This is a genomic window from Amycolatopsis sp. CA-161197, assembly GCF_050942255.1.
Classification (GTDB): Bacteria; Actinomycetota; Actinomycetes; order Mycobacteriales; family Pseudonocardiaceae; genus Amycolatopsis.
On record NZ_CP192059.1, the window covers coordinates 4,910,835 to 4,934,796 of the forward strand.

The window sequence follows — 23,962 nt, forward strand, 5'->3', positions numbered from 1 at the left end:
CGTTGTCCACACTCGTGCGCAAAGGGCCTTCAAACATGGAAACCGTCGAGAATTCGCTCCAGGCCGACCTCCTCGTGGTCGGCTTCGGCAAGGGCGGCAAGATCGCCGCCGGTACCATGGCCCGGCTCGGGAAGCGGGTCATCGTCGTCGAGCAATCGCCCGAGATGTACGGCGGCACCTGCCCGAACGTGGGCTGCGTGCCCACCAAGGCGCTGGTGCACCGGTCCGGCAACCGCCGCCCGTCCGATCCGCCGCAGGAGTGGTACGAGCGGGCCGTGGGCGAGGTGCACGCGATCACGTCGCTGTTCCGCAAGGGCAACTTCGACGGGATGGACGGCCTCGAAACCGCGTCCGTCCTCACCGGGCACGCGGAGTTCACCGGCCCGGACACCGTCCTCGTCGAGACCGCCGACGGCCCCGTCACCGTCCGGGCCGAGCACATCCTCATCAACACCGGCTCGACGCCGGTGATCCCCGACCTGCCGGGCCTGCGGGACAGCAAGTACCTGGTCACCAGCACCGACCTCATCCACCGCACGGAGCTGCCGAAGCGGCTGGCGATCGTCGGCGGCGGCTACCTCGGTATCGAGTTCGCCGCCATCTACCGCCGATTCGGCTCCGAGGTCACGCTCTTCGAGTCGACGGCGCGCATCCTCGACCACCTCGACGACGACGTGCAGGCCGTGGCCGAGAAGATCCTCGTCGACGAGGGCATCGAGATCGTCACCGGCGCCAACGTCACGGGCGTCGAGGACGCCGACGGGGAGGCGATCGTGTCGTACATGCACGACGGCCGCGAGCGCACCCTGGCCGTGGACGCGGTGCTGGCCGCCGCCGGCCGCAAGCCGGCGACCGAGGGCCTCGGTCTGGCCGCGGCGGGCGTCCGCGTGACCGCCCGGGGCGCGGTGGAGGTCGACGAGTACCTGCGCACCAGCCGGCCGCACATCTTCGCGCTCGGCGACGTCAACGGCGGGCCGCAGTTCACCTACGTCTCCCTCGACGACAGCCGTATCGTGCTGGACCAGCTGCGCGGCGAGGGCAAGCGCACCACGACCGACCGCGTCGCCGTACCGCGGACGCTGTTCATGACGCCGCCGCTGGCGATGGTCGGCCTCACCGAGCGCGAGGCGCGGGAGGCGGGCCACCGGATCAAGGTCTCGAGCCAGCCGGTCGCGGAGATCATCGCGATGCCGCGCGCCTACGTCGTGGACGAGACGCGCGGCGTGATGAAGTTCGTGATCGACCTCGACACCGACGAGATCCTCGGCGCCTCGCTGCTGAGCGTCGACGCGCAGGAGCTGATCAACACCGTGGCGATGGCGATGCGCTACGGCATCAAGGCCGCGCAGCTGGGTGAGGCGATCTACACGCACCCGTCGTCGACGGAGGCGTTCAACGACGTGATCGCCACCGTGGTCCGCAGCGACGAGCAGTAGCCGTCCCAAGGCGAAAAGCCCCATACCGTCCACAAAGGATGGTGTGGGGCTTTTGTTTTCCTGCCACCCCAGCGAACTGGGGGTCCGGGCCGGGGTGCACCCGGACGCGACGCGGGCGCCGCGCGGGCAGGCTCTGAGGCGACGACCGGAAACGGAGAACCCACATGTCACCTACGCTGGCCGCCGGCCACCTCTACCTCCAGACCAACGAGGTCAAGAACGCGATCATCCACTACTCCCGAGGGGCCGACGGCGCCCTCACCGAGGTGGAGCGCGTGCCCACCGGAGGCGGCGGGTCCGGGGTGTACAAACCGATCAGCGGCCAGGAGAGCGCGCCGAACGCCTTCGAGGCGGCCGGCAGCGTGATCCTCACGGCGGACAAGCAGTTCCTCTTCGCCACCAACGGCGGCGACAACTCCGTGTCCAGCTTCGCCGTCGGCGGCGACGGCAAGCTGACGCTGCTCGACGTGAAGCGCACCGGCAACATCGTGGCCGGCCGCAGCGGCACCGCGAAGTCGCTGGCGTTCTCGCCGGCCACCAGCACGCTGTACGTGTTGCACTCCTTCGGCCCGGACCACGTGCGCCTGATGACCGTGGACCCCGAGGGCAAGCTCACCTCGCGGCCCGAGGGCTACACCGTGAACACGCCGGACAAGCCGCTGCGCGTGTCCACGATGGTCGTGCTCTCGCCGGATGAGCGCTTCCTCGTCGTCGGCACCACGTTCGACCAGCCGGCGGCGGCCAACCCGGACGGTTCGCCGATCCTGTGGGCCGACCAGCCCGACGGCTCGAAGAAGTCCGTCGCGTCCAACGCGCCCGACCCCGACGGCATCATCGTCTTCCCGCTGCAGCACGACGGTTCGCTGGGCGAGGGCATGTTCCAGGACGGCGGCGGCGGTTCGCCGTTCTACCCCGCGTTCCTGCACCACCGCCCGGACCACTTCGTGATCGGCTACGCCGTGGCCGACGGCATCGCGCTGGCCAAGCTCGACGACCGCGGCCAGATCGGCACCGGCCCGGTCGTGAAGATCGACACCAGCGCCGGCCTGCCCTCGGAGCTGTGCTGGCTCGCGGTCTCGCCCGACGACAAGTGGGTGTTCGCCACGAACTTCGGCTACAGCAACATCTCCAGCTTCCGCATCGACGGCGACGTCGTCTCGCTGGTGCACGACAACGCGTGCCCGAAGGTCCCCGGTGACGGCACCTTCCGCGCGCTCAACGGCACCGTCAGCAGCGGCCCGAGCGACAACTGGCTCTCCCCGGACGGCACGCACCTGTACCAGATCTACGCCAACGCCTCGAAGCTCGTGGGCTACGCGGTGCAGTCCGACGGCTCGCTCGCCGAGGTCACCGCCGCGGAGATCCCGTACAACAGCCCGCAGGGCCTGGCCGGGTTCTGAGCCGTGACGGCGGGTGAGGCCGGTCAGGCGCGCATCGAGGCGACGCTGTCGTCGCTGATGCTCAGCCCCCGGGAAATCGAGAAGCTGGTGATCTACCAGGTGGCCGAGCTGGCTCGGCGGCGCAAGGACCGCGGTCTGAGGCTGAACTTCCCGGAGTCGATCGCGCTGATCACCGAGGCGCTGCTGGAGGCGGCCCGGGACGGCCGGTCGGTGGCGGAGGTGACCGAGCTGGGCAAGCAGGTGCTCACGCGTGAGGACGTGCTGCCCGGCGTGCCGGAGATGGTGAACGTGGTGCAGGTCGAGGCCACGTTCCGCACGGGCACGCAGCTCGTGGCCGTGGCCGACCCGATTCCGTAGGAGCACACGATGATCCCAGGCGAGTGGCTGCTGGCCGACGAGCCGATCGAGCTCAACGCCGGCCGGCGCACCGCGCGCCTGCCGGTGCGCAACACCGGTGACCGGCCGATCCAGGTCGGTTCGCACTTCCACTTCTTCGAGGTGAACCGGGTGCTGGACTTCGACCGCCCGGCGACGCTGGGCATGCGGCTCAACGTGCCGTCGGGGCAGTCGATCCGCTTCGAGCCCGGCGACGAACGCGACGTCGAGCTCGTGGAATTCGGCGGCGCCGGGCGGGTGGTCGGGTTCAGCGGCCTGCTCGACGGCGGTTTCGCCGTTCGCGGTGCGGCGGCCCGGGCCCAGGCGCGGGCCGCCGAGCGCGGGTTCACGGGAACGGGGGAACAGGCGTGACCACGGTTTCGCGGCGGCACTACGCGTCGCTCTACGGTCCGACGGCGGGCGACCGCTTCCGGCTGGCCGACACCGACCTGCTCGCCCGTGTGGAGCGCAGCCTCATCCTCCCGGGCGAGGAGGCGATCTACGGCGGCGGGAAGTCCATTCGCGACGGCATGGCGCAGGCCCCCGGCGTGCGCAACGCCGACGGCGCCCTGGATCTCGTGATCACCTCGGTGATCGTGATGGACGCCGTGCTCGGCATCCTGAAGGCGGACATCGGGGTCAAGGACGGGCTGATCGCCGGCATCGGCCAGGCGGGCAACCCGTCTGTGCAGGACGGGGTCTCGCCCGGGCTGGTCATCGGCCCGGGCACGGAGGTGATCTCCGGCGAGGGCCTCGTCGCCACCGCCGGGGCCATCGACACCCACGTGCACTTCCTGACGCCGGCCCAGATCCCGCACGCGCTCTCCAGCGGTGTCACCACGCTGCTGGGCGGCGGGACCGGGCCCGCCGACGGGTCCAAGGGCACGACGTGCACGCCGGGGCCCTGGAACCTGGCCCGGATGTTCGAGGCGACGGCCGCGCTGCCGGTCAACGTCGGCCTGATGGGCAAGGGCAACAGCAGCCGTCCGGAAGGCCTGCGCGAGCAAGTGGAGGCCGGCGCCTGCGGACTGAAGGTCCACGAAGACTGGGGTGCCACCCCGGCGGCGCTCGACTGCGCGCTGTCGGTCGCCGACGAGTACGACGTGCAGGTGGCGCTGCACGCCGACACCCTCAACGAATCCGGCTACCTGGCCGACACGCTCGACGCCATCGACGGCCGGACGATCCACAGCTACCACACCGAGGGGGCCGGCGGCGGGCACGCGCCGGACATGATGGCGATCGCCTCGCTGCCCAACGTGCTGCCGTCCTCGACCAACCCGACGCGGCCGTACACCACGGACACGACGGACAACCTGTTCTACATGACCATCGTGACGCACCACCTCAACCCCGACAACCCCGAGGACGTCGCGTTCGCGCAGTCGCGGATCCGCGCCGAGACCGAGGCGGCCGAGGACGTGCTGCACGACCGCGGCGTGCTCAGCATGTACTCCTCGGACGCGCAGGCCATGGGGCGCATCGGGGACACCGTCACGACGTGCTGGCGCACCGCGGACAAGATGAAGAAGCTCACCGGCAGCCTGCCCGGGGAGACCGCGGGCGACGACAACCAGCGGATCCTGCGGTACCTGGCGAAGCTCACGATCAACCCGGCGCTCACGCACGGCATCGGCCACGTCGTGGGCTCGCTGGAGCCGGGCAAGCTGGCCGACATAGTGCTGTGGCCGACCAACACCTTCGGCGTCAAACCCAAGTACGTGCTCAAGGGCGGGTTCGTCGCCTGGTCGGTGATGGGTGACGCCAACGCATCCATCCCGACGCCGGAACCGGTGCTGCTGCAGCCGATGTTCGCCGGGCTCGGCAAGGCGGTGGGGCGGACGTCGATCACGTTCCTGTCGCAGGCGGCGCACGAGAGCGGGCTGTTCGAGCGCCTCGGGATCGACCGGCGGACCGAGGCCGTGCGCGGCTGCCGGACGGTGGGCAAGGCCCAGATGGTGCGCAACGAGCTGACGCCCGACATCGCGGTGGACCCCGAGACCTACCAGGTCACTGTGGACGGTGAGCCGGCCGTGGTGCCCGCGGTCGACGAGGTCGCCATGGCGCAGCTGTACTACATCGTGTGATGTGCGGGATCCGCTGATGCCGCCGTACCTCGGGGGAGCCGACCGGCTCACGGGCTTCCTGTCCGTGCTGCAGCTGAGCGATTCGGCGTTCCCGAGTGGCCGCTACACGCTGTCCTACGGCCTGGAAACCCTCGTGCAGTCGGGTTTCCTGGCCACGCCGAGCGACCCGCGGGTGCTCTCGGCGCTGCTGCGGGACCAGCTGCTGCTCGGGGTGGCGCCGTCGGACGGGGTGGCCCTGGCGTGCGCGCACCGCGCCACGGCGTCGGAGGACTCGCTCGACCTCGAGTGCGTGACGGAAGCCGACGAACGGCTGACCGCGGTGAAGCTGCCACGGGAGGCGCGGGAGACGTCCACGCGCACGGGGCGGGCGTTGCTGCGGATCGCGAAGTCGGTCTTCCCGACGAAAGCTTTGCTGCACTACGCCGGCTGTGTCGCGAAAGGACGGTCGCCCGGCAACCACGCGGTGGTGCTGGGAATCCTCAGCGCGTCGGTGGGTGTGCCCCGGCTGGAGGCGGTGACGGGGGAGCTGTTCGCGTTCTCCGCGGCCTGGGTCGCGGCCGGCGTTCGCCTGGCCGTCACCGACCACAGCACCGCCCAGGCCGTGCTGCACGACGTGCGGGCCATCACGGCCGAAGCGGCGATGTGCGCCGTGGACAAGGACCCCGACGCCATCACGAGCTGCACGCCGCTGCTCGACGTGGCGGCGATGCGGCACGAGGAAACGCAATTGCGGCTGTTCGCCAGCTGAGGAAGGAAACCATGCAGGCCCACACGCATACGCATGACCACCCGCACTCCCACGCGGAGTTCTCCGCCGGGCGCACCCCCGGCGTCGCCCGCATCGGCATCGGCGGCCCGGTCGGGTCGGGCAAGACGGCGCTGATCGAAGCGTTGGTGCCGATGCTGATCGCGGCCGGCCACCGTCCGCTGGTCGTCACCAACGACATCTTCACCAGCGAAGACGCCCTGCACGTGCGGCGCACCCTGGCCGGCGTGCTCGCGCCGGATCGGGTCGTCGGCGTGGAGACGGGTTCGTGCCCGCACACCGCGGTGCGCGACGACCCGACCATGAACCTCGACGCCGTCGCCGAGCTCACCGACCGCTACCCCGACGCGGACGTGGTCCTCGTCGAGTCGGGCGGCGACAACCTGACGCTGACGTTCAGCGCCGCGCTGGCCGACTACTTCGTCTTCGTGATCGACGTGGCGCAGGGCGACAAGATCCCGCGCAAGCGCGGCCCCGGCGTGACCCACTCCGACCTGCTGGTGATCAACAAGGTCGACCTGGCGGACCTCGTCCGGTCCGACCTGTCGGTGATGGACCGCGACGCGGGTGCGGTGCGCGAAGGCCGTCCGTTCGTGTTCACCAACTGCTTCACCGGTGAAGGACTCGACGAGGTCACCGGTCGCGTCCGCGAGGTGATCGGTCGGTTCGTGCCCGCCGCCGAAGCGGGATGACCCGGCGCGACGACCCGGCCTGGTGCACGCCGGCGCGCCTGCCCGAGGAGCTGCTCGGCTTCGACGGGTCGATCCGCGACGGCCTCGGCGTCGGGGCGCCCGGCAAGCTGGGCGTGCTCGACCTCGCGCTCGCCCCGCGCGGCGGCACCACCCGGGTCGTCCGGCAGTACCAGCGCGCACCGCTGCACATCTACCGCCCGATCCACCTCGACCCGCGCCGGCCGGACATGGCGTTCGTGTTCCTGCAGCAGCAGGGCGATGGCTTCGTGCAGGGCGACCGCTACCGCATCGACGTCGACTGCGCTCCCGGTTCGGCCGTCCACCTCACGACGCAGGCGTCCACCAAGGTCTTCGGCGCGCGCGACAACTACGCGACGCAGCTGATGAACCTGACCGTCGGCGCCGGTGCGGTCCTGGAGTACCTGCCCGACCCGGTCGTCCCGTTCCGCGGTTCGCGCCTGTTCCAGCGCACGGCCGTGACGATTGCACCCGGCGCGACGGTGATCCTCGGCGAGGTGCTGCTCCCGGGCCGGGTGGCGCGGGGCGAGGCCCACGTCTACGACCTGTACTGGGCCGAGCTGGAAGCCCGTGCTCCCGACGGCACGCTGCTGTTCGCCGACACCCTGCGCCTGCGCTCGGGCGGTGCCGGCGACCCGGGCTCACCCGCGACGCTGGGCGGGTACCAGGTCGTGGCGAGCCTGTACGTGGTGTCGGACCGGATGCCGCCGGCCGAGCTCGTGGCCGCGCTGCGCGAGGCCCTGGCCGAGGTGCCGGACGTCCTCGCCGGGGTCTCCGAGCTGCCCGCCGCGTGCGGCGCCGGCGTGCGGCTGCTGGGTCACACCTCCCGGTCCGTCCAGGCCGCGCTGCACGCAGCCTGGGACCGCGCCCGCCTCGGCGTGCTCGGTGCGCCCGCCCCCGACCTGCGCAAGGGCTGAGCTCACTCGGCGGCGCAGGCGGCCAGGACCAGGTGCAGCTCGGTGCGCGTGGTGATCGACAGCTTGGTGAACACCTTGTGCAGGTGGTACTCGACCGTGCGCGGGCTGATGGACAGGGCGGTCGCGATCTCGGGGTTGGAGCGGCCGTCGCGGGCGAGCGAGGCGATGCGGCGCTCCTGCGGCGTCAGGTGAGAGCTGGTTTCCGGTACCCGGCGGCGCGCACGTTCGCCGGTCGCGAGGAGCTCACGCATCGCGCGGGCCGCGAATGCCTCGGCGCGCATGGCGACGAACGCCTCGTGGGCGGCGCGCAGGGGGCCGCGCGCGTCGACGCGCCGGCCGCGGCGGCGGAGCCACTCGCCGTAGAGCAGGCGGGCGCGGGCCAGGTGCGGGGTGATGCGCGAGCGGCCCAAGCGGTCGATGGCTTCTGTGTACAGGTCTTCCGCCGCTTGGCCTTCGCGCAGCAGCGCGCGCGAACGGGCGTCGACGCCGAGCGCCCATTCGGTGCCGCTGAGGCAGGCGCGTTCGGAGAGACGGTCGGCCGCCGCCGTCGCCGTGGTCAGGTCGCCGGAGCGCACGGCGCCTTCGACGAGTTCGGCGAGGGACCAGCCTTGGAGCTCGATGCCGTCGCGGTCGAGGACGTCGCGGGTCGCGTCGGCGGCCTCGCCGTACGCGGTCAGGCCGTTGCGGAGCACGGCGGTGGCGTAGCGGGCCGTCGTCAGCGCCATGCCGCCGTTTTCGAAGCAGGACTCGGCGAACGCCGGCAGCTCGTGCCCGCGCCACGCGGCCAGCACGCAGGCGGCGTGCGGGAATGCCGGGGTGCCGGTGAGCCGCGTGAGGGCTTCCGCCTCGGCCACCAGCGCTTCCGCGGCAGCGAACTGTCCGAAGTGGACTTCGGCGAGGGCGCGGTGGGTGAGGAGGTACGGCAGGATCGTGCGCGCGCCGGTTTCGCGGGCGCTGGCGAGCTCGGCCCGGGTGAGGTCGTGCCAGGTGTCGTCGTCCCACAGGTCCGGCGCGACGAGGCAGGCCAGCAGCCGGGAGCGGGCGTCGTTCTCGTGGTCGTTGTCGAGGGTCTTCAACGCGAGCTTGAGCGGCTCGACCGCGGCCGCGTAGCCGGCGGTGCAGCGTTGCGCGACGCCTTCGAGCAGCCGGTCGGAGCCCGTCGGCCGGTGCGTGGCCAGGCGCGCGAGCACGGCGTGGACGACGTCGATGTGGCCGGTGAAGATCGCCGCGCCCAGCGCTTCGAGGTACGCGGGCCGCGCGAGGCGGGGTTCGCACAGCTCCAGGTCCTGGGCCGACGTCAGCAGCCGGCCGACCGCCGGCCCGCCGCGGCCGGAGTCGAACGCCATGCGGGCGCGCACCCGGTTCGCCCGCCCCCGCGCGGCGGTGCCGGGGGAACCCAGCTCCGCGACGGCGAGCAGCCGGACCGCCGCGTCGACCGCGCCGGCCGCGTGGTGCGCGTCGGCCGCCGCGACGGCCCGCTCGGCGCGCAGCCGCGGGTCGGCGGTGTGCAGCGCCGCGTGCTCCAGGAAGGCGGCCGCGGCGGGGAGCCCGCCCCGGCGTCCGGCCTCGTCGGCGAGGCGGGCCAGCGACTCGGCGAGGGCCTCGGCCGGCTCGACCGTGGCGTGCGCGAGGTGCCACGCGCGCCGGTCGGGCTCGAGCCGCGGATCGGTCGCCAGGGCCAGGGCGCCGTGCACCAGGCGACGCTCCGCACCGGACGCGAGGCCGTAAACGCACTGGCGCAGGCGGGGTTCACGGAAGGCGACCCACGCGCCGAACGAGACGAGGCCGGCCGCTTCGAGCGGTCCGGCCGCGTCCGGCCCGATCGCGAGCCGGGCGGCCGCCTCCCACAGCCGGACCGGCTCGCCGAGCGGTTCGGCGGAGGCGAGGACGAGCAGGAGCCTGGCCTCAGGTGTCAACGTTGTCGCCACGGCGGCGGTTTCCGGGCAGGACAAGGGAACCACGCCGTATCCGCCGGCGAGGCCGCCCGCCGGGCGGACAGCGTCGAGCAGCAGCCGCGGGTTCCCCCCGGCTTCGGCCACGACGCGATCGCGCACGGCCTCGTCGAGCGGCGCGCCGAGCGCGGACTCGAGAAGCGCGCGCGACTCGGCGTGACGCAGCGGCGCGAGGCTCAACCCCGGCAGGTCGCCGAACCGCTCACCGCGCTCCGCGAACACCACCGCGACGCGCGCCCGCCCGAGCCGCCGGGCGGCGGCCGCGAGCGCGAAGGCCGACGATTCGTCCAGCCACTGCGCGTCGTCGACCACACACAGCACCGGCCGCTCCTCGGCCGCCAGCACCAGCAACTCCACCACGGCGACACACACGGGGAGCGGCCCGGGCGCGACACCCGCGCGGAGCCCGACGGCTCGTTCCAGCACCTCGCGCCGGTGCTCGTGCAGCCGGACCAGCTCCGCGGGCAGCGCCGAACACAGCAGGTGCAACGCCGCATACGGCAGGCCCGCCTCGGCGGCGATCCCGCGCACGGTCAGCACCCGATGCTCGGTGGCGGCGTTGGTGAGGTCGGTGAGCAGGGCCGTTTTGCCGAGCCCGGCGGCGCCGCGGACCACGATTGTGCCGCCGGTGGTGAGTAGTTCGCGTAGCTGGGTGCGTTCGGCGTCGCGTCCGGTGAGGGGGAGGGTTGTGTTCATCGTGACGTGGCCTCGGTTTCGTGCTGGTGCAGGCCGGCGGCGTCGGTGAACAGGGTCGTTTTGCTGAGCCCGGCGCTGCTGCGGACCTCGCTTGCGCCGCTCGCGGTGGGCAGTTCGCGCAGTCGGGCGCGTCCGGTGAGGGGGAGGGTTGTGTTCATCGCGGGGCCGCCTCGGTTTCGTGCTGGTGCTCGGCGACGGTGTTGGTGAGTTCGGTGAGCAGGGTCGTTTTCCCGAGCCCGGCGGTGCCGCGGTGCGCGATTGCGCCGCTGCTGGTGGGCAGTTCGCGCAGTCGGGCGCGTCCGGTGAGGGGGAGGGTTGTGTTCATCGCGGGGCCGCCTCGGTTTCGTGCTGGTGCTCGGCGACGGTGTTGGTGAGTTCGGTGAGCAGGGTCGTTTTCCCGAGCCCGGCGGTGCCGCGGTGCGCGATTGCGCCGCTGCTGGTGGGCAGTTCGCGCAGTCGGGCGCGTCCGGCGAGGGGGAGGGTTGTGTTCATCGGGGCGCGACCTCGATCCCGTGCTGGTGCTCGTCCGTCGCGTTGGTGAGGTCGGTGAGCAGGGGTCGTTTTGCCGAGCCCGGCGGTGCTGCGGATCGCGATCGTGCCCTCGGTGAGTAGTTCGCGGAGCTGGGTGCGTCCGAGGAGCGGGAGCGTTGTGTTCATCGGGGCGCGTCCTTGATTCCGTGCTGGTGCTCGGCGGCTGTGTTCGTGGGGTCGGTGAGCAAGGTCGTTTTGCCGAGCCCGGCGGTGCCGCGGTGCGCGATTGCGCCGCCGCTGGTGGGCAGCGCGCGCAGTCGGGCGCGTCCGGCGAGGGGGAGGGTTGTGGTCATCGGGGCGCGACCTCGATTCCGTGCTGGTGCTCGGCGGTGCCGCGCAGCGCGATCGCGCCGCCGTCGGTCAGTAGTTCGCGATGCAGGGTGCGTTCGGGGTTGCGTCCGATGAGGAGGGTTGTGGTCATCGCGGGGCGGCCTCGATTCCCTGCCGGTGCTCGGTGAAGGCCAGGTGCAGTTCGGTTCGCGACGTGATGCGCAGCTTTGTGAAGACCTTGCGCAGGTGGTATTCGACCGTGCGGGGGCTGATGGACAGTGCGGCGCCGATCTGCGAGTTGGTGAGGCCGGCGCGGGCGAGAGCGGCGATGCGGGTTTCCTGCGGGGTCAGCGCCGAGGGGGTGGCCGAGGGGGTGTCGATCGCGAGCAGTGCGCGGTCGGCGAAGGCGGTGGCTCCGCTGCGGAGGAACTCGTTGTACGCGGCGCGCAGCGGGCGACCGGCTTCGTCGTGGCGACCTTGGCGGCGCAGCCATTCGCCGTAGCCGAGCCGGGTGCGGGCCAGGAGTGTGCGGATCTTCGTGCGGGCCAGCCGGTCGAGCGCTTCCAGGTACTGGCCTTCGGCCTCGGGGCCCTCGGCCAGCAGCGCACGTGAACGGGCCTGGGCACCGAGCGCCCAGTCCGTTCCGCAGCGGTCGGTGCGGTCGACGAGGATCCGGAGCGCGGTGTGCGCGACGTCTTGCCGGCCCGCGCCGGCGGCGGCTTCGACCAGTTCGACCAGCGCCCAGCCCGCCGTCGCCAGTTCGTCGCGGTCGACGACGCGCTGTGCGGCGGCGAGGGCCCGCAGGTGGTCGCCGGCGGCGTTGCCCGCCACCGCGGTGGCCAGGTCGGCGCAGGCGCGGACGAGTCCGTGGCCGGTGAAGCCGCCGAAGTCCTGACCGCGCCAGGCCGCGATCAGCGGGGTGGTGTGCGCCAGGGGTGCCTGGCCCAGCTTCGTGCTCATCGTGCGAGCCTCGTCGTGGAGTGCGGCCGCCCCGGTGAAATTGGCGGTGTGGACCGAAAACAGTGCCCGTCCGGTCAAGACGTCCGGCAGCGCACCGGGATCGGCCGCACCGCTCACCATCCGGTGCCACGCCTGGTCGTCCCACAACTCAGCGGCGACGAGCCCCGCGAGCCACGATGGCTGAGCGGTTTCGAGAGCCGCCGCCAGCGGCCCGATCGCGGCGTCGAAACCTCCGGTGCGACGCAGAAGCAGCCCGGCCGCAAGCTCGTCCCGCGGACTTGTTGGCACCGACGCGAAATCGACGCCGGTGAGGACGGCGGCGCCGACCGCGGCGAGGCACGCCCGGCTTGTCGCGCCCGGGCCGGTGGCGCGCAGCAGGGCTTCGGCCGCGGCGGGCGTGCGGGTCGAGGTGAACGTGAGCCAGGCGCGCAGCCGAGCGGCTTCGGTTCTGTGCGCCGGGCCGACCATCGAGTCCAGCAACCGCAGCGCGTTGCCGGGCTGGCCGGCGTCGAGTTCGGCTGCCGCCGCGGCCAGGGTGCGTTCGGCGCGCAGAACCGGATCCAAGGTGAGCGTGGCGGCACAGTGCAGGAACGCCGCCGCCGCGCCGGGCCCGCCCCGGCGGCGCGCCGAGGCCACCTGCGCGGCCAGGCCGTCGGCTGCTGCCGGATCCGGGCCGGTCACGGAGTGGGCGTGATGCCAAGCCTGGCGGTCGGCTGACGTGGCCGCCTCGGCCAGAGCCCGGTGGACCGCGCGGCGCGCCGAAGGCGTGGCCCGGTGATAAATCCAGCCGCGTACAGCCGGGTCGGAAAAGGTGACCCACTCGCCGAACGCGAGGACACCGTCCGGCGCGACCGCCGGAATCCCCAGTCGCGCGGCGGCTCGCCACAGCACAGCCACGTCACCCGTCGGATCCGCTGCAGCCGCCAGCAGGAGGGTGCGGGCGTCGCGGTCCAGGCGCAGCACGCGTTCCCGGGTATCGGCGTCCGGATTCCCATCGGACAGCCCGAACCCGCCGGCCTGCGCAAGACCACGCGCGCCCGCACAGATCGCCTGCGGATTTCCCCGTGTCTCCGCGACGAACCGCTCGACCACGTCCTCGTCCACCGGCCCCAGCACCAGCGACTCGACCAACGCACGAGCGCCGGCCCGGCACAACTCGGACACCACCAGCTCCGGCAAACCTTCCAGCACCCCGGCCCGGCCGCGCTCGGCGAACAGCAGCACCGCGCGTTTCCCTTCCACCCGCCGGGTCGCGAAAGCCAGCGCACGCGCCGAAGGCTCGTCCAGCCACTGGGCGTCGTCGACCACGCACAGCAGCGGCGCCGCCGCCGACACCAGGAACGTCGTGGCCACCCCGACCAGGAACGGATCGGAGTCCTCCGCGACCGCACGCAGCACCCGCGCGTGGTGCGGCAGCAGCTGCCCGAAGACCCCGTCGAGCGCGGCACACAACTGCCGCAGCCCCGCGTACGGCCGCGAGTCGGACGAGCGCACGTGGACCACCCGGCACCCGCGCGCTCGCGCGACGGCGTGCCGCAGCAGCGCCGTCTTCCCCGCACCCGGGGCGCCGCGCAGCACGAGCGCACCGCGGCCGTCTCGCACGAGCCGGTCGAGCCGGTGGACTTCGGCGGCACGGCCGTGCAGAGTTACGGCACTGGCCGGGTTCGGGTCGGGCACGGCGTCGACGCTCGCGGGTCCCCGGCCGCTTCGAACCCGGGCCGCCCCGGGCCCGACCCCGGGACCCGGGCGAACCCGGGCGAACCGGGCGGCACCGGTGAACGCTGTGTACCCGGCGCCGGCCGGTGATCGGGTTATCCTGCGAACGCCCGCTGGTCGCCGTGACCGGAAGGGAAGAGCGAGCACACGGGCAGGTGGGTGAGTGCTGGACCGGCGCGCGGAACGCGAGACCCTCGACCGGCTGCTGGACTCGGTCCGCGCCGGCAAGAGCCAGGTGCTCGTGCTGCGCGGCGAGGCGGGCGTGGGGAAGACCGTGCTGCTGGACCACCTCGTCGGCCAGGCCGCCGGGATCCGCGTCGCGCGGGCCGGGGGCGTCCAGTCCGAAATGGAGCTCGCGTTCGCCGGCCTGCACCAGCTGTGCGCGCCGATGCTCGACGGCGCCGAAGCCCTCCCGGACCCGCAGCGGGTGGCGCTGCGCACCGCGTTCGGGCTGAGTCCCGGCCCCGCGCCCGACCGGTTCCTCGTCGGCCTGGCCGTGCTGGGGCTGCTGGCCGAGGCGGCGCGGGACCGGCCGTTGCTGTGCGTGATCGACGACGCCCAGTGGCTGGACAGCGCTTCGGCGCAAGCTCTCGCCTTCGTCGCCCGCCGGCTGGTCGCCGAGTCGGTCGCGCTCGTGTTCGCCGTGCGGGAACCCGCCGCGGCCACGGAGCTGACGGGCGTCGCGCAACTCGTGGTCGAGGGGCTACCCGACGCGGCGGCACGCGACCTGCTCGACTCCGTGCTGCGCCTGCCGGCCGACGACCGCGTGCGCGACCGGATCGTCGCCGAGACCCGCGGCAACCCGCTGGCACTGGTGGAGCTTTCGCGCGGGCTGAGCCCGAAGGAGCTGGCCGAGGGGTTCTCCCTGGCCGGGGCGACCACGATCCCGCGCCGCATCGAGCAGCGCTACCAGGCGCGGCTGGCCCAGCTCGACGCCGACACCACGCGCCTGCTGCTGATCGCCGCTCTCGAACCGCAGGGCGACCCCGTGACGCTGTGGCGCGCGGCCGGGCTTCTCGACATCGGCGCCGCGGCCGCGGAACCCGCGCTGGCCGCCGGGCTGATCGAGATCGGCACCCACGTGCGCTTCCACCACCCGCTCGTGCGCTCGGCGATCTACCAGGCCGCGGCGCCGGGCGAACGGCGCCGGGCGCACTGGGCGCTCGCGCAGGTCACCGACCCCGAGACCGACCAGGACCGCCGTGCCTGGCACGCGGCCCAGGCCGCCGAAGCGCCGGCGGAGGAAGCGGCCGAGGAGCTCGGCCGGTCGGCGTGCCGGGCACAGTCCCGCGGCGGCATGGCGGCCGCCGCGGCGATGCTGGAACGCGCGGCCGAGCTGACGGCAGAGCCCCGGACCCGGGCCAAGCGCACGCTCGAGGCGGCCCACATCACGCACGTCGCCGGCTCGCCCGAGGAAGCGATGCGGCTGCTGTCGATCGCCGAGGCGGGCCCCCTCGACCGGCTCGAGAAGGCGCAGGCCGACCTGCTGCGCGGCCGGATCTCGATGACCGTCAACCGCGGCCGCGAGGCGCCGCCGCTGCTGTTCGCCGCGGCCCGCCAGCTCGAGGAGCTGGACGTGCGGCTGGCCCGCGAGACCTACCTCGACGCGCTGCTGGCCGGGATGTTCGCCGGCGTGACCGACGCCGACCTGCGTGAGGTGGCCGAAGCCGCCCGCGCCGCACCGCGGTCGCCGCAGCCGCCCGGCCCCGCGGATCTGCTGCTCGACGGTCTGGCGATCCGGTTCACCGACGGCTTCGCGCCCTCGCTGCCGATGCTGCGGCGGGCGTTGAGCGCGTTCCGCACGCCCGAGCTTTCGCTGAAAGAACTGCACTGGCTGTGGCTGGCCCACATCATGGCCGGGAACATGTGGGACGAGCAGACCCTCGACACCGCGCGGCACCTGCAGCTCGCGCGCGACAAGGGCGCGCTCAACACGTTGCCGCTCGCGCTCGCGTCGCACATCGGTGCCCACGTCTACGCGGGCGACCTGGTCACCGCGGCGCACCTGCGCGACGAGCTCGCCGAGGTGTCGCGCGCGACCGGCATCCCGGCGGCGACGTACGGGACGCTGCTGCTCGCCGCGTGGCGCGGCCGCGAGGACGAGGCCCGCGACGTGATCGCCCGCACCGAAGCCGAGGCGGTGCGGCGCGGCGAAGGGTTCGGGCTGCTGATCGTCGGCTCGGCCCGGGCGGTGCTGTGCAACAGCCTCGGCTTCTACGCGGAAGCGCTGGCTTCGAGCGAAGACGCGCGGCAGCGGCCGCCGGTGATGGGCGTGGAACCGTGGCTCGCGCTGGTGGAGCTGATCGAAGCCGCCACCCGGCTCGGCGAAACCGCGGCCGCAGAGGACGCGTTCGCCAAGCTCGTGGTGACCACCCGCGCCAGCGGCACCGACTGGGCGCTGGGCGTCGAGGCCCGCTCACGCGCGTTGCTGGCCGCCGGCGAAGACGCCGAGAGCGCTTACCGCGAGGCCGTGGAACGCCTTTTCCGCACCCGCATCCGGGGCGAGTGCGCGCGGGCGCGCCTGCTGTACGGCGAATGGCTGCGCCGCCGGCGCCGTCGGGCCGACGCGCGGGAACAACTGCGCACCGCCCATGACATGTTCACCGAGATGGGCATGGAGGCGTTCGCCGAACGCGCGGGCCGCGAGCTGCGCGCGACCGGCGGCACCGCGCGCAAGCGTTCCGTCGAGACCGGCACGGAGCTCACCCCGCAGGAGGCCCAGATCGTGCGGATGGTGCGCGAGGGACTGTCCAACGCGGAGATCGGCGCGCGGCTGTTCCTCAGCCCGCGCACGGTGGAATGGCACCTGGGCCGGATCTACGACAAGCTCAACGTCACGTCCCGGCGCGGGCTTCAGACCTGAGCGGGCTCCTCCAGCGCCGCGAAGCCCGACACGTCCACGCAGGAGATGCCGCGTTTCTCCACGATGACCATCAGGACCGCGTCGCAGTGCCCGCAGCGGGCCACCACGCCCGGCGCGTCGCGGTAGACCCGCAACTGCGCCAGGACTTCGGTCGCGCCGCAGGACGCGCACGTTCCGCTGGCCGTGGTCATCTCGCCGCCGAACACCGCGTTGAGGGTGCCGGCGATGGCGTTGCCGTCGAAGGTCGTCATGGTGTCCCCATTCCGCCGAAGCGTTCGGTCCGGATCCGCTCGGGCCGGTGGCCGAGGTCGACGAGCGTGTTCGCCACGGTCTCGACGAACCCGGTCGGCCCGCACACGTAGACCAGCGGTTCCCGGGCGGGCGGCAGGCCGGTCCGCGTGAGGAAGTCCCGGTCGATCCGCCCGCGCTCGCCCGGCCAGTCGCCCGGGTTTTCGCGAGTGAGTGTGACGCGGATGTCGATCCCGCCGCTTCCCCCGAGCCGGGTGAACTCGTCGGCGTAGATCAGGGTTTCCCGCGACCGCGCCGAATACAGCAGCCGCATCGGCACCGTGGCGCCCGCCGCGGCGTGGTGGCGCAGCATCGAGCGGAACGGCACCACACCGGAGCCGCCCGCGACGAGCAGCACCGGGCTGTCGCACGTGGACTCCCACACGAAGTGCCCGCCGACGGGGCCGCGCAGCTCCACCTCGTCGCCGATCCGCAGCTCGTCGACGAGGTAGGGCGAGACCTCGCCGTCGTCGAGCCGCTCGACCGTGAGCACCACCGAGGGGTCCTCGGGCGCCGAGGCGATCGAGTAGCTGCGCTCGGCCTGGTAACCGTCTTCGGCGGTGAGGCGGACATCGACGTGCTGGCCCGCGCGGTGGCCCGGCCAGTCCGGCAGGTCGAACGCGATGCTGCGGGTGTTCGAGGTCTCCGCGACGAGGCCGGTCACCGTGGCCTGCTGCCAGGTCAGTCGCCCGCGTACCGCTGTTCCCGCCATGGGTCTCCGTAGTCGTGGTAGCCGTAGCGCTCCCAGAAGCCGGGTTCGTTCCGCTCGCGCAGATCGAGGCCCCGCACCCACTTGGCGCTCTTCCAGAAGTAGAGGTGGGGCACGAGCAACCGAACCGGGCCACCGTGTTCGGGCTCCAGCGGGGCGCCGCCGAACTCGTAGACCAGCCAGGCCTTGCCGCCGGTCAGGTCGGCCAGTGGCAAGTTCGTGGTGTAACCGCCTTCGCTGAACGCGACCGCGTATCCCGCCTGGGTTTCCACGCCGTCGAGAAGAGTGTCGAGAGAGACGCCGGTCCACGAGGTGTCCAGCTTCGTCCACTTCGTGACGCAGTGGAGTCCACGGTGATCGACTCGGCCGGCAGCGCGCGCATCGCGTCCCACGTCCAGGTGACGGGGCGCTTCGCCGCGCCGCGCACGGTGAACGTCCAGTCGCCCGCGACCACCTTCGGCGTCGGCCCGGCGGACAGCACCGGGAACCCCGGCGTCACGTACTGGCCCGGCGGCACCCGCGCCGGGTCGACTTCGGTGTGGCGTGTGCGGTGGAAGTTGCGGGTGAACGCCATCAGGTGCACCTCCCGTGCCCGGCTGCTCCGGGTTTCCTGCCGTGGAGCGTTTCCCGCCCGGGCCGTGGTTCGCGTCGGGGAACTCCCGCGTCGTCCCACCGGCCCGGGCACGACCGGGGTCGCGCGCCCGGGCTCCTACCGATGCGACCGCGGCCTGGGCCGGGGCACCCTGGCGGACCAGGGAGCAGTCGGGGAGGAGTGAAGGGGTGACCGGCACGATCGGCTCACGGGCCGGCCTGCGGGTGGTGGTCACGGGGGTGCTCGAGGTCCGCGCGGCGCAAGACGGGCGGCTCGACCTGGCCGTCGTCCTCGACGGCTCGGGGGACTGCGTCGCGCTCGAGTTCCCCACGGACCACACCGCGCTGACCCGGGCCAGCATCCTGCGCCCGGTGATCGCCTCCGGCCGGCTGCGCCAGTGCGGGAAGCGGTGGATCCTGGACGTGGAGTGGCTGCGTCCGGCGCGCGTGCGCTGACCGCTGGCCGGGCGTGCAGGACGACCGCCGTGGACGGACGGCCACCTGTTCAGAGTTCGGTTGCGGCTTCCCGCAAGTACGCCTCGAGCCGTCTGATCGGCGCGGTCACTCCCCGGGTGTCGAGCCGGCAGGTGTAGAGGCGACGGACGAGGGTGGGCTGCCGCATCGGGAGTGCCACCACGCTCGGGGGCGCGTCCAGCAGCAACAACCGCGGCAGCAGCGCGACGCCGAGGCCTGCCGCCACGAGATTGAGCGCGGTGCGGAAGTCCATGCCGTCGAAGTCCAGCCGGTGTCCGCTTCCCCGGGCGCCGGCGACGGGTGACGTTGCCAGGTCGCGGAAGTCGACCGCGGTGTTGATCCACGCGTCCGACGGCAGGTCGGCCGGGGTGACCCGGTCGGCTCCGGCCAGGGGATGACCGGCGGGAAGGACGACCATGATCGGATCGTCCACGAGGTGCTCCTGCCTGAGCCCGGCCGGCGCCGGCTCGGGCGCGTGCTCGTAGTCGAAGGTGATGGCCAGGTCGATCTCACCCCGGAACAGCAGCGCGTGCGTTTCGCGCTGCTCGAGTTCGCGGAGCGTGATGTGCACCGCCGGACGGCTCGCACGCAGGCGGGCGAGCGCGGGAGGGACGATCGAGGCGGCCGCGGAGATGAACGCGCCGAGCCGCACCTCGCCGACCGTTCCCTCCGCCAGCGCCGCGAGTTCGGTGGCAGCGTGGCTCATCGACGCGCTGATGGCGGCCTCGGTGTCGAGCAGGACTTTCCCGGCCTCGGTCGCCCGGACGGGACGCCGGACCACGACTCGCGCACCGATCCGTCGTTCCAGTTCCGCGACCTGCTGCGAGACCGCGGACTGGGTGTAACCCAGCTCGTCGGCGGCCGCCGCGAACGAGCCGAGCCGCACGACGGTCGCCAGGGTCACCAGATGCCGCGGATCGAACAGCCAAGACATGAAAATAAGAGTAGCTTATCGGCCGAACAGATATCATCGTTTGTGCTAATCCCCAGTCGTGGTTGACGCTGGACGCATGGATTTCACGCACTTCGACACCACCATCGACAAGCTCCCCCGACGCCGCGTCGGGTTCTACCCCACTCCGTTCCACGCCTTGCCCAACCTGTCCGCGGCGTACGGCATCAACTTCTTCCTCAAACGCGAGGACCTGGCCGGCCCCAGTGCGATCAGCGGAAGCAAGCTGCGCCTGGCCGAGTTCATACTGGGGCGCGCCCTCGAAGACGGGGTGACGCACGTGATCACCCAGGGCGCGTACCTGACCAACTCGGGGCTTCAGTTCGCCGCCGCCTGCCTGAGCGCAAAGATCACGCCGATCCTGGTCCTGACGCGGAACGTGTCCCGGCAGGGTGAACTGCGCGAGTTCCGCGGCAACTACCTGCTCAACAAGACGATGGGAGTCGAAACCCACGTCATCAACGTCACCGGCAACGAATGGCACTCGCCGAAGGAGGCCGCGCGGATCACTGACGCCATCGCGGTGCGCAAGGCCGAACTCGAGGCGCAGGGGCACAAGGTTCTCGTCGTCGGAACCGGCGGGGCACACCCCGACGGCTTCATCGCGCACGCCTTGACCTTCCGGGAGATGCTCGAACAGTCCGGCGCCGCGGGGGTCGAGCTCGACTTCGTCTACCACACGATCGGTACCGGGACCGCGTTGCCGGGGATGCTGGCCGCCAAGCTGAGCCTCGGCCACCCGGTGAAGTTCCGGTCGATCTCCATCCAGAGGGTCAACGACGAAGACCGGGTGAACCCCGGCGTGATCGTCGAACGGACCAAGGCGGTTCTGGCCACCTTGGGCGCGCCCGTTCCCGACGACGCGACGATCCGCGCCGAGATCGACATCGACCAGCGCTTCATCGGCGAGGAGTACGCCGTCGCGTCCCCCGAAAGCACCGCGGCCATCCGCGAGCTGGCCCGAGCGGAGGGCGTCTTCGTCGGCCCCGTCTACACCGGCAAGGGGCTCGCGGGATTGCTCGACCACGCCCGCGGCGGGCGGATCCCCGCCGGCAGCAACGTGGCGTTCCTGCACACCGGGGACACCGGCAACCTGTTCGAAATCCCCCAGGTCGTCGGCCACATCGCCGACTGAGCCGTAGCGCCCGATGGTCTGGACCACGATGTTGTCGGACACGCCCTGGTCGTCGTCGTGCCGTTTCTCGCCTCGTGCCGGCGGGCCGAAACCGTGGGAAACCCGTGTCCCACCAGGGCAATGCGCCGTGAACCGGCAGACCTCGCCGATCCGGGAGACACTCGTACGCGGCCGCTGAACGGAGGGCGGCCGGAAGGTGGATCCATGGTGGAGGGCAAGGCCGGCGACGTCCAGGTCGTCGAGCCCGCGGTGATCAACCGGGCGGTCGGCGCGGCCGCGATCGGCAACATCACCGAGTGGTACGACTTCGGCGTCTACGGGTACCTGGCGACGACCATCCAGAAGGTGTTCTTCACGGACCTGCCGGCTTCGGCCGGGCAGATCGCGACGTTCGGGGTGTTCGCGGTCTCGTTCCTGATCCGCCCGTTCGGCGGGCTGATCTTCGGGCCGCTGGGGGACCGGATCGGGCGGAAGAAGGTCCTCTCGCTCACGGTCATCCTCATGGCGCTGGGCACGTTCGCCCTCGGCGTGATCCCGAGCTACGGCGCCATCGGCCTCGCCGCGCCCCTGCTCGTTCTGCTCGCCCGGCTGGTGCAGGGCATCTCGACCGGTGGCGAGTACGGCAACGCCATGACGTTCATCGCCGAGTACGCGCCGGACCGCCGGCGCGGGTTCTTCGGCAGCTGGCTGGAGTTCGGCACGCTGACCGGTTACGCGTTCGGCGCCACGATCGCGACCGTGCTCAGCGCGGTCCTGTCCGACCAGGCGTTGCTCACGTGGGGGTGGCGCATCCCGTTCCTGCTCGCGCTGCCGCTCGGCGCCGTCGGGCTGTACCTGCGGCAACGGCTGGAGGAGTCGCCCGCGTTCGCGCAGCTGCAGGAGAACGAGAAGCAGAACGAGCGCGTGCAGTCGCTGGGCGGCGAGCTGCGCGCGGCGTTCACGAAGTACTGGCCCGCGATGCTGCTGTGCGCCGGGCTCGTGCTGACGTGGAACGTCGCGAACTACATGCTCACCAGCTACATGCCGACCTACCTGACTGAAACGCTGCCTGAGCAGCACACCGGCGTCGGCAAGACGGCGTCGGAGATCCTGCAAATCGTGGTGCTCGTGCTGCTGATGGTGGTGATCACGTTCGTCGGGCGGCTCTCGGACAAGGTGGGCCGGCGGCCGGTGATCCTGGCCGGCTGTCTCGGGCTCGTGGTGCTGTCGCTGCCCGCCGTGCTGCTGGTCCGCGCGGGCGGCAGCACCTCGACGTTCTTCGGCCTGCTGGTGATGGGGCTCGTGCTGGTGCTGTTCTCGGCGATCCTGCCGTCGACGCTGCCGGCGCTGTTCCCGACGAACGTCCGCGCCGGCGGGCTGTCGATCGCGTTCAACCTTTCGGTGTCCCTGTTCGGCGGCACCACGGCGACGGTGATGAGCGCGCTCGTCTCGGGCACGGGAGACCTCGACTGGCCGGCGTACTACCTGATGATCGCCGGCGTGATCGGCGGCATCTGCGTGTTCTTCATGCGGGAGTCGGCGCGCAAGCCCCTGCCGGGATCGCCGGCGCGGGAGGGCTGACTGGCGCGAGGCATCACTCGTCCGGGCACACTCGGTCACGCCCGAACCGCGCCGATGGGCCATGGTGGTCGCATGGACAACACTTTCGAAGGCCGCCTGCTCGTCGGGGCGACCGGTTCGGCCGCGGTCGCGACGCTGCCGATGTACCTCGGCGCGCTGCGGACGGTCCTGCGCGGCCCGATCACCGTGCTCATGACGCACACCGCCGCGACTTTCCTGCCCGCGCACACCGTCGGCCTGTTCGCCGACCGCGTGGTGACCGGCGAGGACGCGGCGACGTGGCCGGCCGAGAACCACGCGACGCTCGCGGCCGGGCACGACCTCACGGTGATCCTCCCGGCCAGCGCGCACACGCTCTCGACGGTCGCCGCCGGTGCCGCGCCGAACATGCTCGCCACGACCGTGCTGGCCACCACGCACCCCGTCGCGTTCTTCCCGGTGATGACGGGGGAGATGTGGGCGAAGGCCGCGGTGCAGCGCAACGTGGCCCAGCTGCGCGAAGACGGCTACCACGTGTACGACCCGGCATCCGGCCCGCGTTACGACGTGGCGGCCGGCGCGTTCGTCGAGAGCCCTCAGCCCCCGCCGCCGCCCCGGTTCCTGGAGATCGTGCGCGAGCTGATGGGCTGAGCCTCAGGGCCGGTTCGCCCGGTAGGTCCCCGGTGTCGTGCCCTCGACGGCGCGGAACGCCCGGTGCAGCTGGGCCGCGCCGCCGAAGCCGGACTGCGCGGCGATCGCGGCCAGCGGCAGGTCCGGCCGGTCCCGCAGCAGCCGCCGGGCGCGGGCCACGCGCAGGCGGCGGATCAACGCGGTGAGCGGCTCGCCGTCGTCGGCCAGCGCCCGGAACACCGACCGGCGCGAGAGTCCGCACCCCGCGGCCACGGCGCCGGCGTCGAGCGCCGGGTCGGCCAGGTGCGGCCGGACGAACCGGTGGATCCGTTGCCGCGACAGCGAAGCCGACGTCGGGGTGGTGCCGCGGGCGGCCCAGTCGAGGGCCGTTTCCAGCAGGCCGATCGCGTGCGGCAGCAAGGCGGCGGCCACCTCCGGTTCTTCGCGCTGCTGCCGGGCCAGGCCGGCCAGGAACTCAGCGACGAGCCCGCCGGGCCCGCGCCCGTCCAGCTCGACGGCCGTGCCGCCCGCCGCGACCCGGGCGGGCAGCAGCGTCCGCGGCACCCGCAGGATGACCTGGGAGAACGCGCCGGCGAACTCCAGCCGGTGGGGCCGCGTGCTGTCCAGCACCGTCATCGTGCCCGGCTCCAGCGTGGCCGTCCGGCCGTCCTGCTGCGCCAGGGAGCGCCCGCCCGTTTGCACGTTGACCAGCAGGTACTCGTCCGGGTCGCGGGCGATCAGCCGCTTCGTGCGCGCTACTTCCTGTGGGCCGGACGCGACCGTCGACAGCCCGACGCCGTCGACGGTGGCGTGCGAGAGCCGGCCCGTGAACGGCGCCTCACCGGTCGCGCGGGCCGCGACCTGCACGAGGGTGTCGCAGATGACGTCGGACCAGTACCCGAACGCATCGGGCGCGGCGACGTCCTCTGTGGACCAGGACGAGGGTGCTTCCACCGTTCGATGGT

25 protein-coding genes and 1 pseudogene are annotated in these 23,962 nt (G+C 72.5%); 14 read left to right on the forward strand and 12 right to left on the reverse strand.

The features are described 5' to 3' along the window. The first annotated feature begins 35 nt into the window (after positions 1 to 35). The 8 genes from ACQPXB_RS23325 (at position 36) to ACQPXB_RS23360 (ending at position 7,691) form a co-directional block, all read left to right on the forward strand. A complete protein-coding gene (locus tag ACQPXB_RS23325) occupies positions 36 to 1,436 on the forward strand; it encodes an FAD-dependent oxidoreductase (RefSeq protein WP_386956111.1) in 1,401 nt (466 codons plus the stop codon). A 164-nt stretch (positions 1,437 to 1,600) separates the two neighbouring features. Then, on the forward strand, positions 1,601 to 2,836 hold the full coding sequence (locus ACQPXB_RS23330; protein ID WP_432855876.1) for a beta-propeller fold lactonase family protein: 1,236 nt from the start codon (positions 1,601 to 1,603) through the stop codon (positions 2,834 to 2,836). Between the two features lie 54 nt (positions 2,837 to 2,890). Then, positions 2,891 to 3,193 carry an urease subunit gamma gene (locus ACQPXB_RS23335; protein ID WP_366589545.1) on the forward strand — a complete coding sequence of 101 codons (303 nt, stop codon included), beginning with the start codon at positions 2,891 to 2,893 and terminating at the stop codon, positions 3,191 to 3,193. Between the two features lie 9 nt (positions 3,194 to 3,202). Further along, on the forward strand, positions 3,203 to 3,583 hold the full coding sequence (locus tag ACQPXB_RS23340; protein ID WP_386956109.1) for an urease subunit beta: 381 nt from the start codon (positions 3,203 to 3,205) through the stop codon (positions 3,581 to 3,583). Further along, positions 3,580 to 5,298 carry an urease subunit alpha gene (gene ureC / locus ACQPXB_RS23345; protein WP_432855880.1) on the forward strand — a complete coding sequence of 573 codons (1,719 nt, stop codon included), beginning with the start codon at positions 3,580 to 3,582 and terminating at the stop codon, positions 5,296 to 5,298. The genes ACQPXB_RS23340 and ureC overlap by 4 nt, the downstream gene beginning before the upstream one ends. A 1-nt stretch (position 5,299) precedes the next feature. Then, positions 5,300 to 6,046, forward strand: coding sequence for an urease accessory protein UreF (locus ACQPXB_RS23350; RefSeq protein WP_366589491.1), 747 nt, complete (start codon positions 5,300 to 5,302; stop codon positions 6,044 to 6,046). Between the two features lie 11 nt (positions 6,047 to 6,057). Beyond that, positions 6,058 to 6,756: an urease accessory protein UreG gene (ureG, locus tag ACQPXB_RS23355; protein WP_432855884.1), complete on the forward strand. Its 699-nt coding sequence runs from the start codon at positions 6,058 to 6,060 to the stop codon at positions 6,754 to 6,756. Continuing rightward, the gene (locus ACQPXB_RS23360; RefSeq protein ID WP_432855887.1) at positions 6,753 to 7,691 is read left to right on the forward strand and encodes an urease accessory protein UreD; all 939 of its coding nucleotides are present in this window, start codon (positions 6,753 to 6,755) and stop codon (positions 7,689 to 7,691) included. The genes ureG and ACQPXB_RS23360 overlap by 4 nt, the downstream gene beginning before the upstream one ends. A gap of 2 nt (positions 7,692 to 7,693) precedes the next feature. Here the strand turns inward: ACQPXB_RS23360 and ACQPXB_RS23365 are convergent, their stop codons facing one another. From ACQPXB_RS23365 to ACQPXB_RS23395, 7 genes are all read right to left on the reverse strand, one after another. Then, a complete protein-coding gene (locus ACQPXB_RS23365) occupies positions 7,694 to 10,339 on the reverse strand; it encodes an AAA family ATPase (protein WP_432855890.1) in 2,646 nt (881 codons plus the stop codon). Beyond that, positions 10,336 to 10,497 (reverse strand): hypothetical protein, encoded by a 162-nt coding sequence (locus ACQPXB_RS23370; RefSeq protein WP_432855893.1) that lies wholly within the window; start codon positions 10,495 to 10,497, stop codon positions 10,336 to 10,338. Before ACQPXB_RS23370 ends, ACQPXB_RS23365 begins: the two co-directional genes overlap by 4 nt. Then, positions 10,494 to 10,664 (reverse strand): hypothetical protein, encoded by a 171-nt coding sequence (locus ACQPXB_RS23375; protein WP_432855896.1) that lies wholly within the window; start codon positions 10,662 to 10,664, stop codon positions 10,494 to 10,496. The genes ACQPXB_RS23370 and ACQPXB_RS23375 overlap by 4 nt, the downstream gene beginning before the upstream one ends. Next, the gene (locus tag ACQPXB_RS23380) at positions 10,661 to 10,831 is read right to left on the reverse strand and encodes a hypothetical protein (RefSeq protein WP_432855899.1); all 171 of its coding nucleotides are present in this window, start codon (positions 10,829 to 10,831) and stop codon (positions 10,661 to 10,663) included. The genes ACQPXB_RS23375 and ACQPXB_RS23380 overlap by 4 nt, the downstream gene beginning before the upstream one ends. A gap of 161 nt (positions 10,832 to 10,992) precedes the next feature. Continuing rightward, positions 10,993 to 11,163 (reverse strand): hypothetical protein, encoded by a 171-nt coding sequence (locus tag ACQPXB_RS23385; protein ID WP_432855902.1) that lies wholly within the window; start codon positions 11,161 to 11,163, stop codon positions 10,993 to 10,995. Then, a complete protein-coding gene (locus tag ACQPXB_RS23390) occupies positions 11,160 to 11,291 on the reverse strand; it encodes a hypothetical protein (protein ID WP_366589505.1) in 132 nt (43 codons plus the stop codon). The genes ACQPXB_RS23385 and ACQPXB_RS23390 overlap by 4 nt, the downstream gene beginning before the upstream one ends. Beyond that, positions 11,288 to 13,777 (reverse strand): LuxR C-terminal-related transcriptional regulator, encoded by a 2,490-nt coding sequence (locus tag ACQPXB_RS23395; protein WP_432855905.1) that lies wholly within the window; start codon positions 13,775 to 13,777, stop codon positions 11,288 to 11,290. The genes ACQPXB_RS23390 and ACQPXB_RS23395 overlap by 4 nt, the downstream gene beginning before the upstream one ends. Positions 13,778 to 13,979: 202 nt before the next feature. Between ACQPXB_RS23395 and ACQPXB_RS23400 the strand changes: the two genes are divergently transcribed. Beyond that, positions 13,980 to 16,679, forward strand: a complete 2,700-nt coding sequence (locus ACQPXB_RS23400) for an AAA family ATPase (RefSeq protein ID WP_432855908.1) — start codon at positions 13,980 to 13,982, stop codon at positions 16,677 to 16,679. Here the strand turns inward: ACQPXB_RS23400 and ACQPXB_RS23405 are convergent. From ACQPXB_RS23405 to ACQPXB_RS23415, 3 genes and pseudogenes are all read right to left on the reverse strand, one after another. Beyond that, positions 16,670 to 16,930: a DUF6510 family protein gene (locus ACQPXB_RS23405; protein ID WP_366589512.1), complete on the reverse strand. Its 261-nt coding sequence runs from the start codon at positions 16,928 to 16,930 to the stop codon at positions 16,670 to 16,672. The two genes, ACQPXB_RS23400 and ACQPXB_RS23405, sit on opposite strands and share 10 nt — an antisense overlap. After that, positions 16,927 to 17,679, reverse strand: a complete 753-nt coding sequence (locus ACQPXB_RS23410; RefSeq protein ID WP_432855911.1) for a ferredoxin reductase — start codon at positions 17,677 to 17,679, stop codon at positions 16,927 to 16,929. Before ACQPXB_RS23410 ends, ACQPXB_RS23405 begins: the two co-directional genes overlap by 4 nt. Then, positions 17,649 to 18,130: pseudogene (locus tag ACQPXB_RS23415) on the reverse strand (molybdopterin-dependent oxidoreductase). The gene ACQPXB_RS23410 and the pseudogene ACQPXB_RS23415 overlap by 31 nt, the downstream one beginning before the upstream one ends. Between ACQPXB_RS23415 and ACQPXB_RS23420 the strand changes: the two are divergent. Both ACQPXB_RS23420 and ACQPXB_RS23425 read left to right on the forward strand, forming a co-directional pair. After that, positions 18,030 to 18,452 (forward strand): hypothetical protein, encoded by a 423-nt coding sequence (locus ACQPXB_RS23420; protein WP_432857344.1) that lies wholly within the window; start codon positions 18,030 to 18,032, stop codon positions 18,450 to 18,452. The pseudogene ACQPXB_RS23415 and the gene ACQPXB_RS23420 sit on opposite strands and share 101 nt — an antisense overlap. 4 nt (positions 18,453 to 18,456) lie before the next feature. Then, positions 18,457 to 18,723 (forward strand): hypothetical protein, encoded by a 267-nt coding sequence (locus ACQPXB_RS23425; RefSeq protein ID WP_366589520.1) that lies wholly within the window; start codon positions 18,457 to 18,459, stop codon positions 18,721 to 18,723. 49 nt (positions 18,724 to 18,772) lie between these two features. Here the strand turns inward: ACQPXB_RS23425 and ACQPXB_RS23430 are convergent, their stop codons facing one another. Then, positions 18,773 to 19,675 carry a LysR family transcriptional regulator gene (locus tag ACQPXB_RS23430; protein ID WP_366589522.1) on the reverse strand — a complete coding sequence of 301 codons (903 nt, stop codon included), beginning with the start codon at positions 19,673 to 19,675 and terminating at the stop codon, positions 18,773 to 18,775. Positions 19,676 to 19,751: 76 nt separating this feature from the next. Between ACQPXB_RS23430 and ACQPXB_RS23435 the strand changes: the two genes are divergently transcribed. The 3 genes from ACQPXB_RS23435 to ACQPXB_RS23445 all read left to right on the forward strand — a co-directional run bounded on the left by ACQPXB_RS23435 (position 19,752) and on the right by ACQPXB_RS23445 (position 23,018). Continuing rightward, a complete protein-coding gene (locus tag ACQPXB_RS23435) occupies positions 19,752 to 20,828 on the forward strand; it encodes a 1-aminocyclopropane-1-carboxylate deaminase/D-cysteine desulfhydrase (protein WP_366589525.1) in 1,077 nt (358 codons plus the stop codon). Positions 20,829 to 21,032: 204 nt separating this feature from the next. Beyond that, a complete protein-coding gene (locus ACQPXB_RS23440; protein ID WP_432855916.1) occupies positions 21,033 to 22,388 on the forward strand; it encodes an MFS transporter in 1,356 nt (451 codons plus the stop codon). 72 nt (positions 22,389 to 22,460) lie between these two features. Next, positions 22,461 to 23,018, forward strand: a complete 558-nt coding sequence (locus tag ACQPXB_RS23445) for a flavoprotein (protein ID WP_366589529.1) — start codon at positions 22,461 to 22,463, stop codon at positions 23,016 to 23,018. A 3-nt stretch (positions 23,019 to 23,021) separates the two neighbouring features. Here the strand turns inward: ACQPXB_RS23445 and ACQPXB_RS23450 are convergent, their stop codons facing one another. Next, positions 23,022 to 23,951 carry an AraC family transcriptional regulator gene (locus ACQPXB_RS23450; RefSeq protein WP_432855920.1) on the reverse strand — a complete coding sequence of 310 codons (930 nt, stop codon included), beginning with the start codon at positions 23,949 to 23,951 and terminating at the stop codon, positions 23,022 to 23,024. Between the last annotated feature and the right edge of the window lie 11 nt (positions 23,952 to 23,962).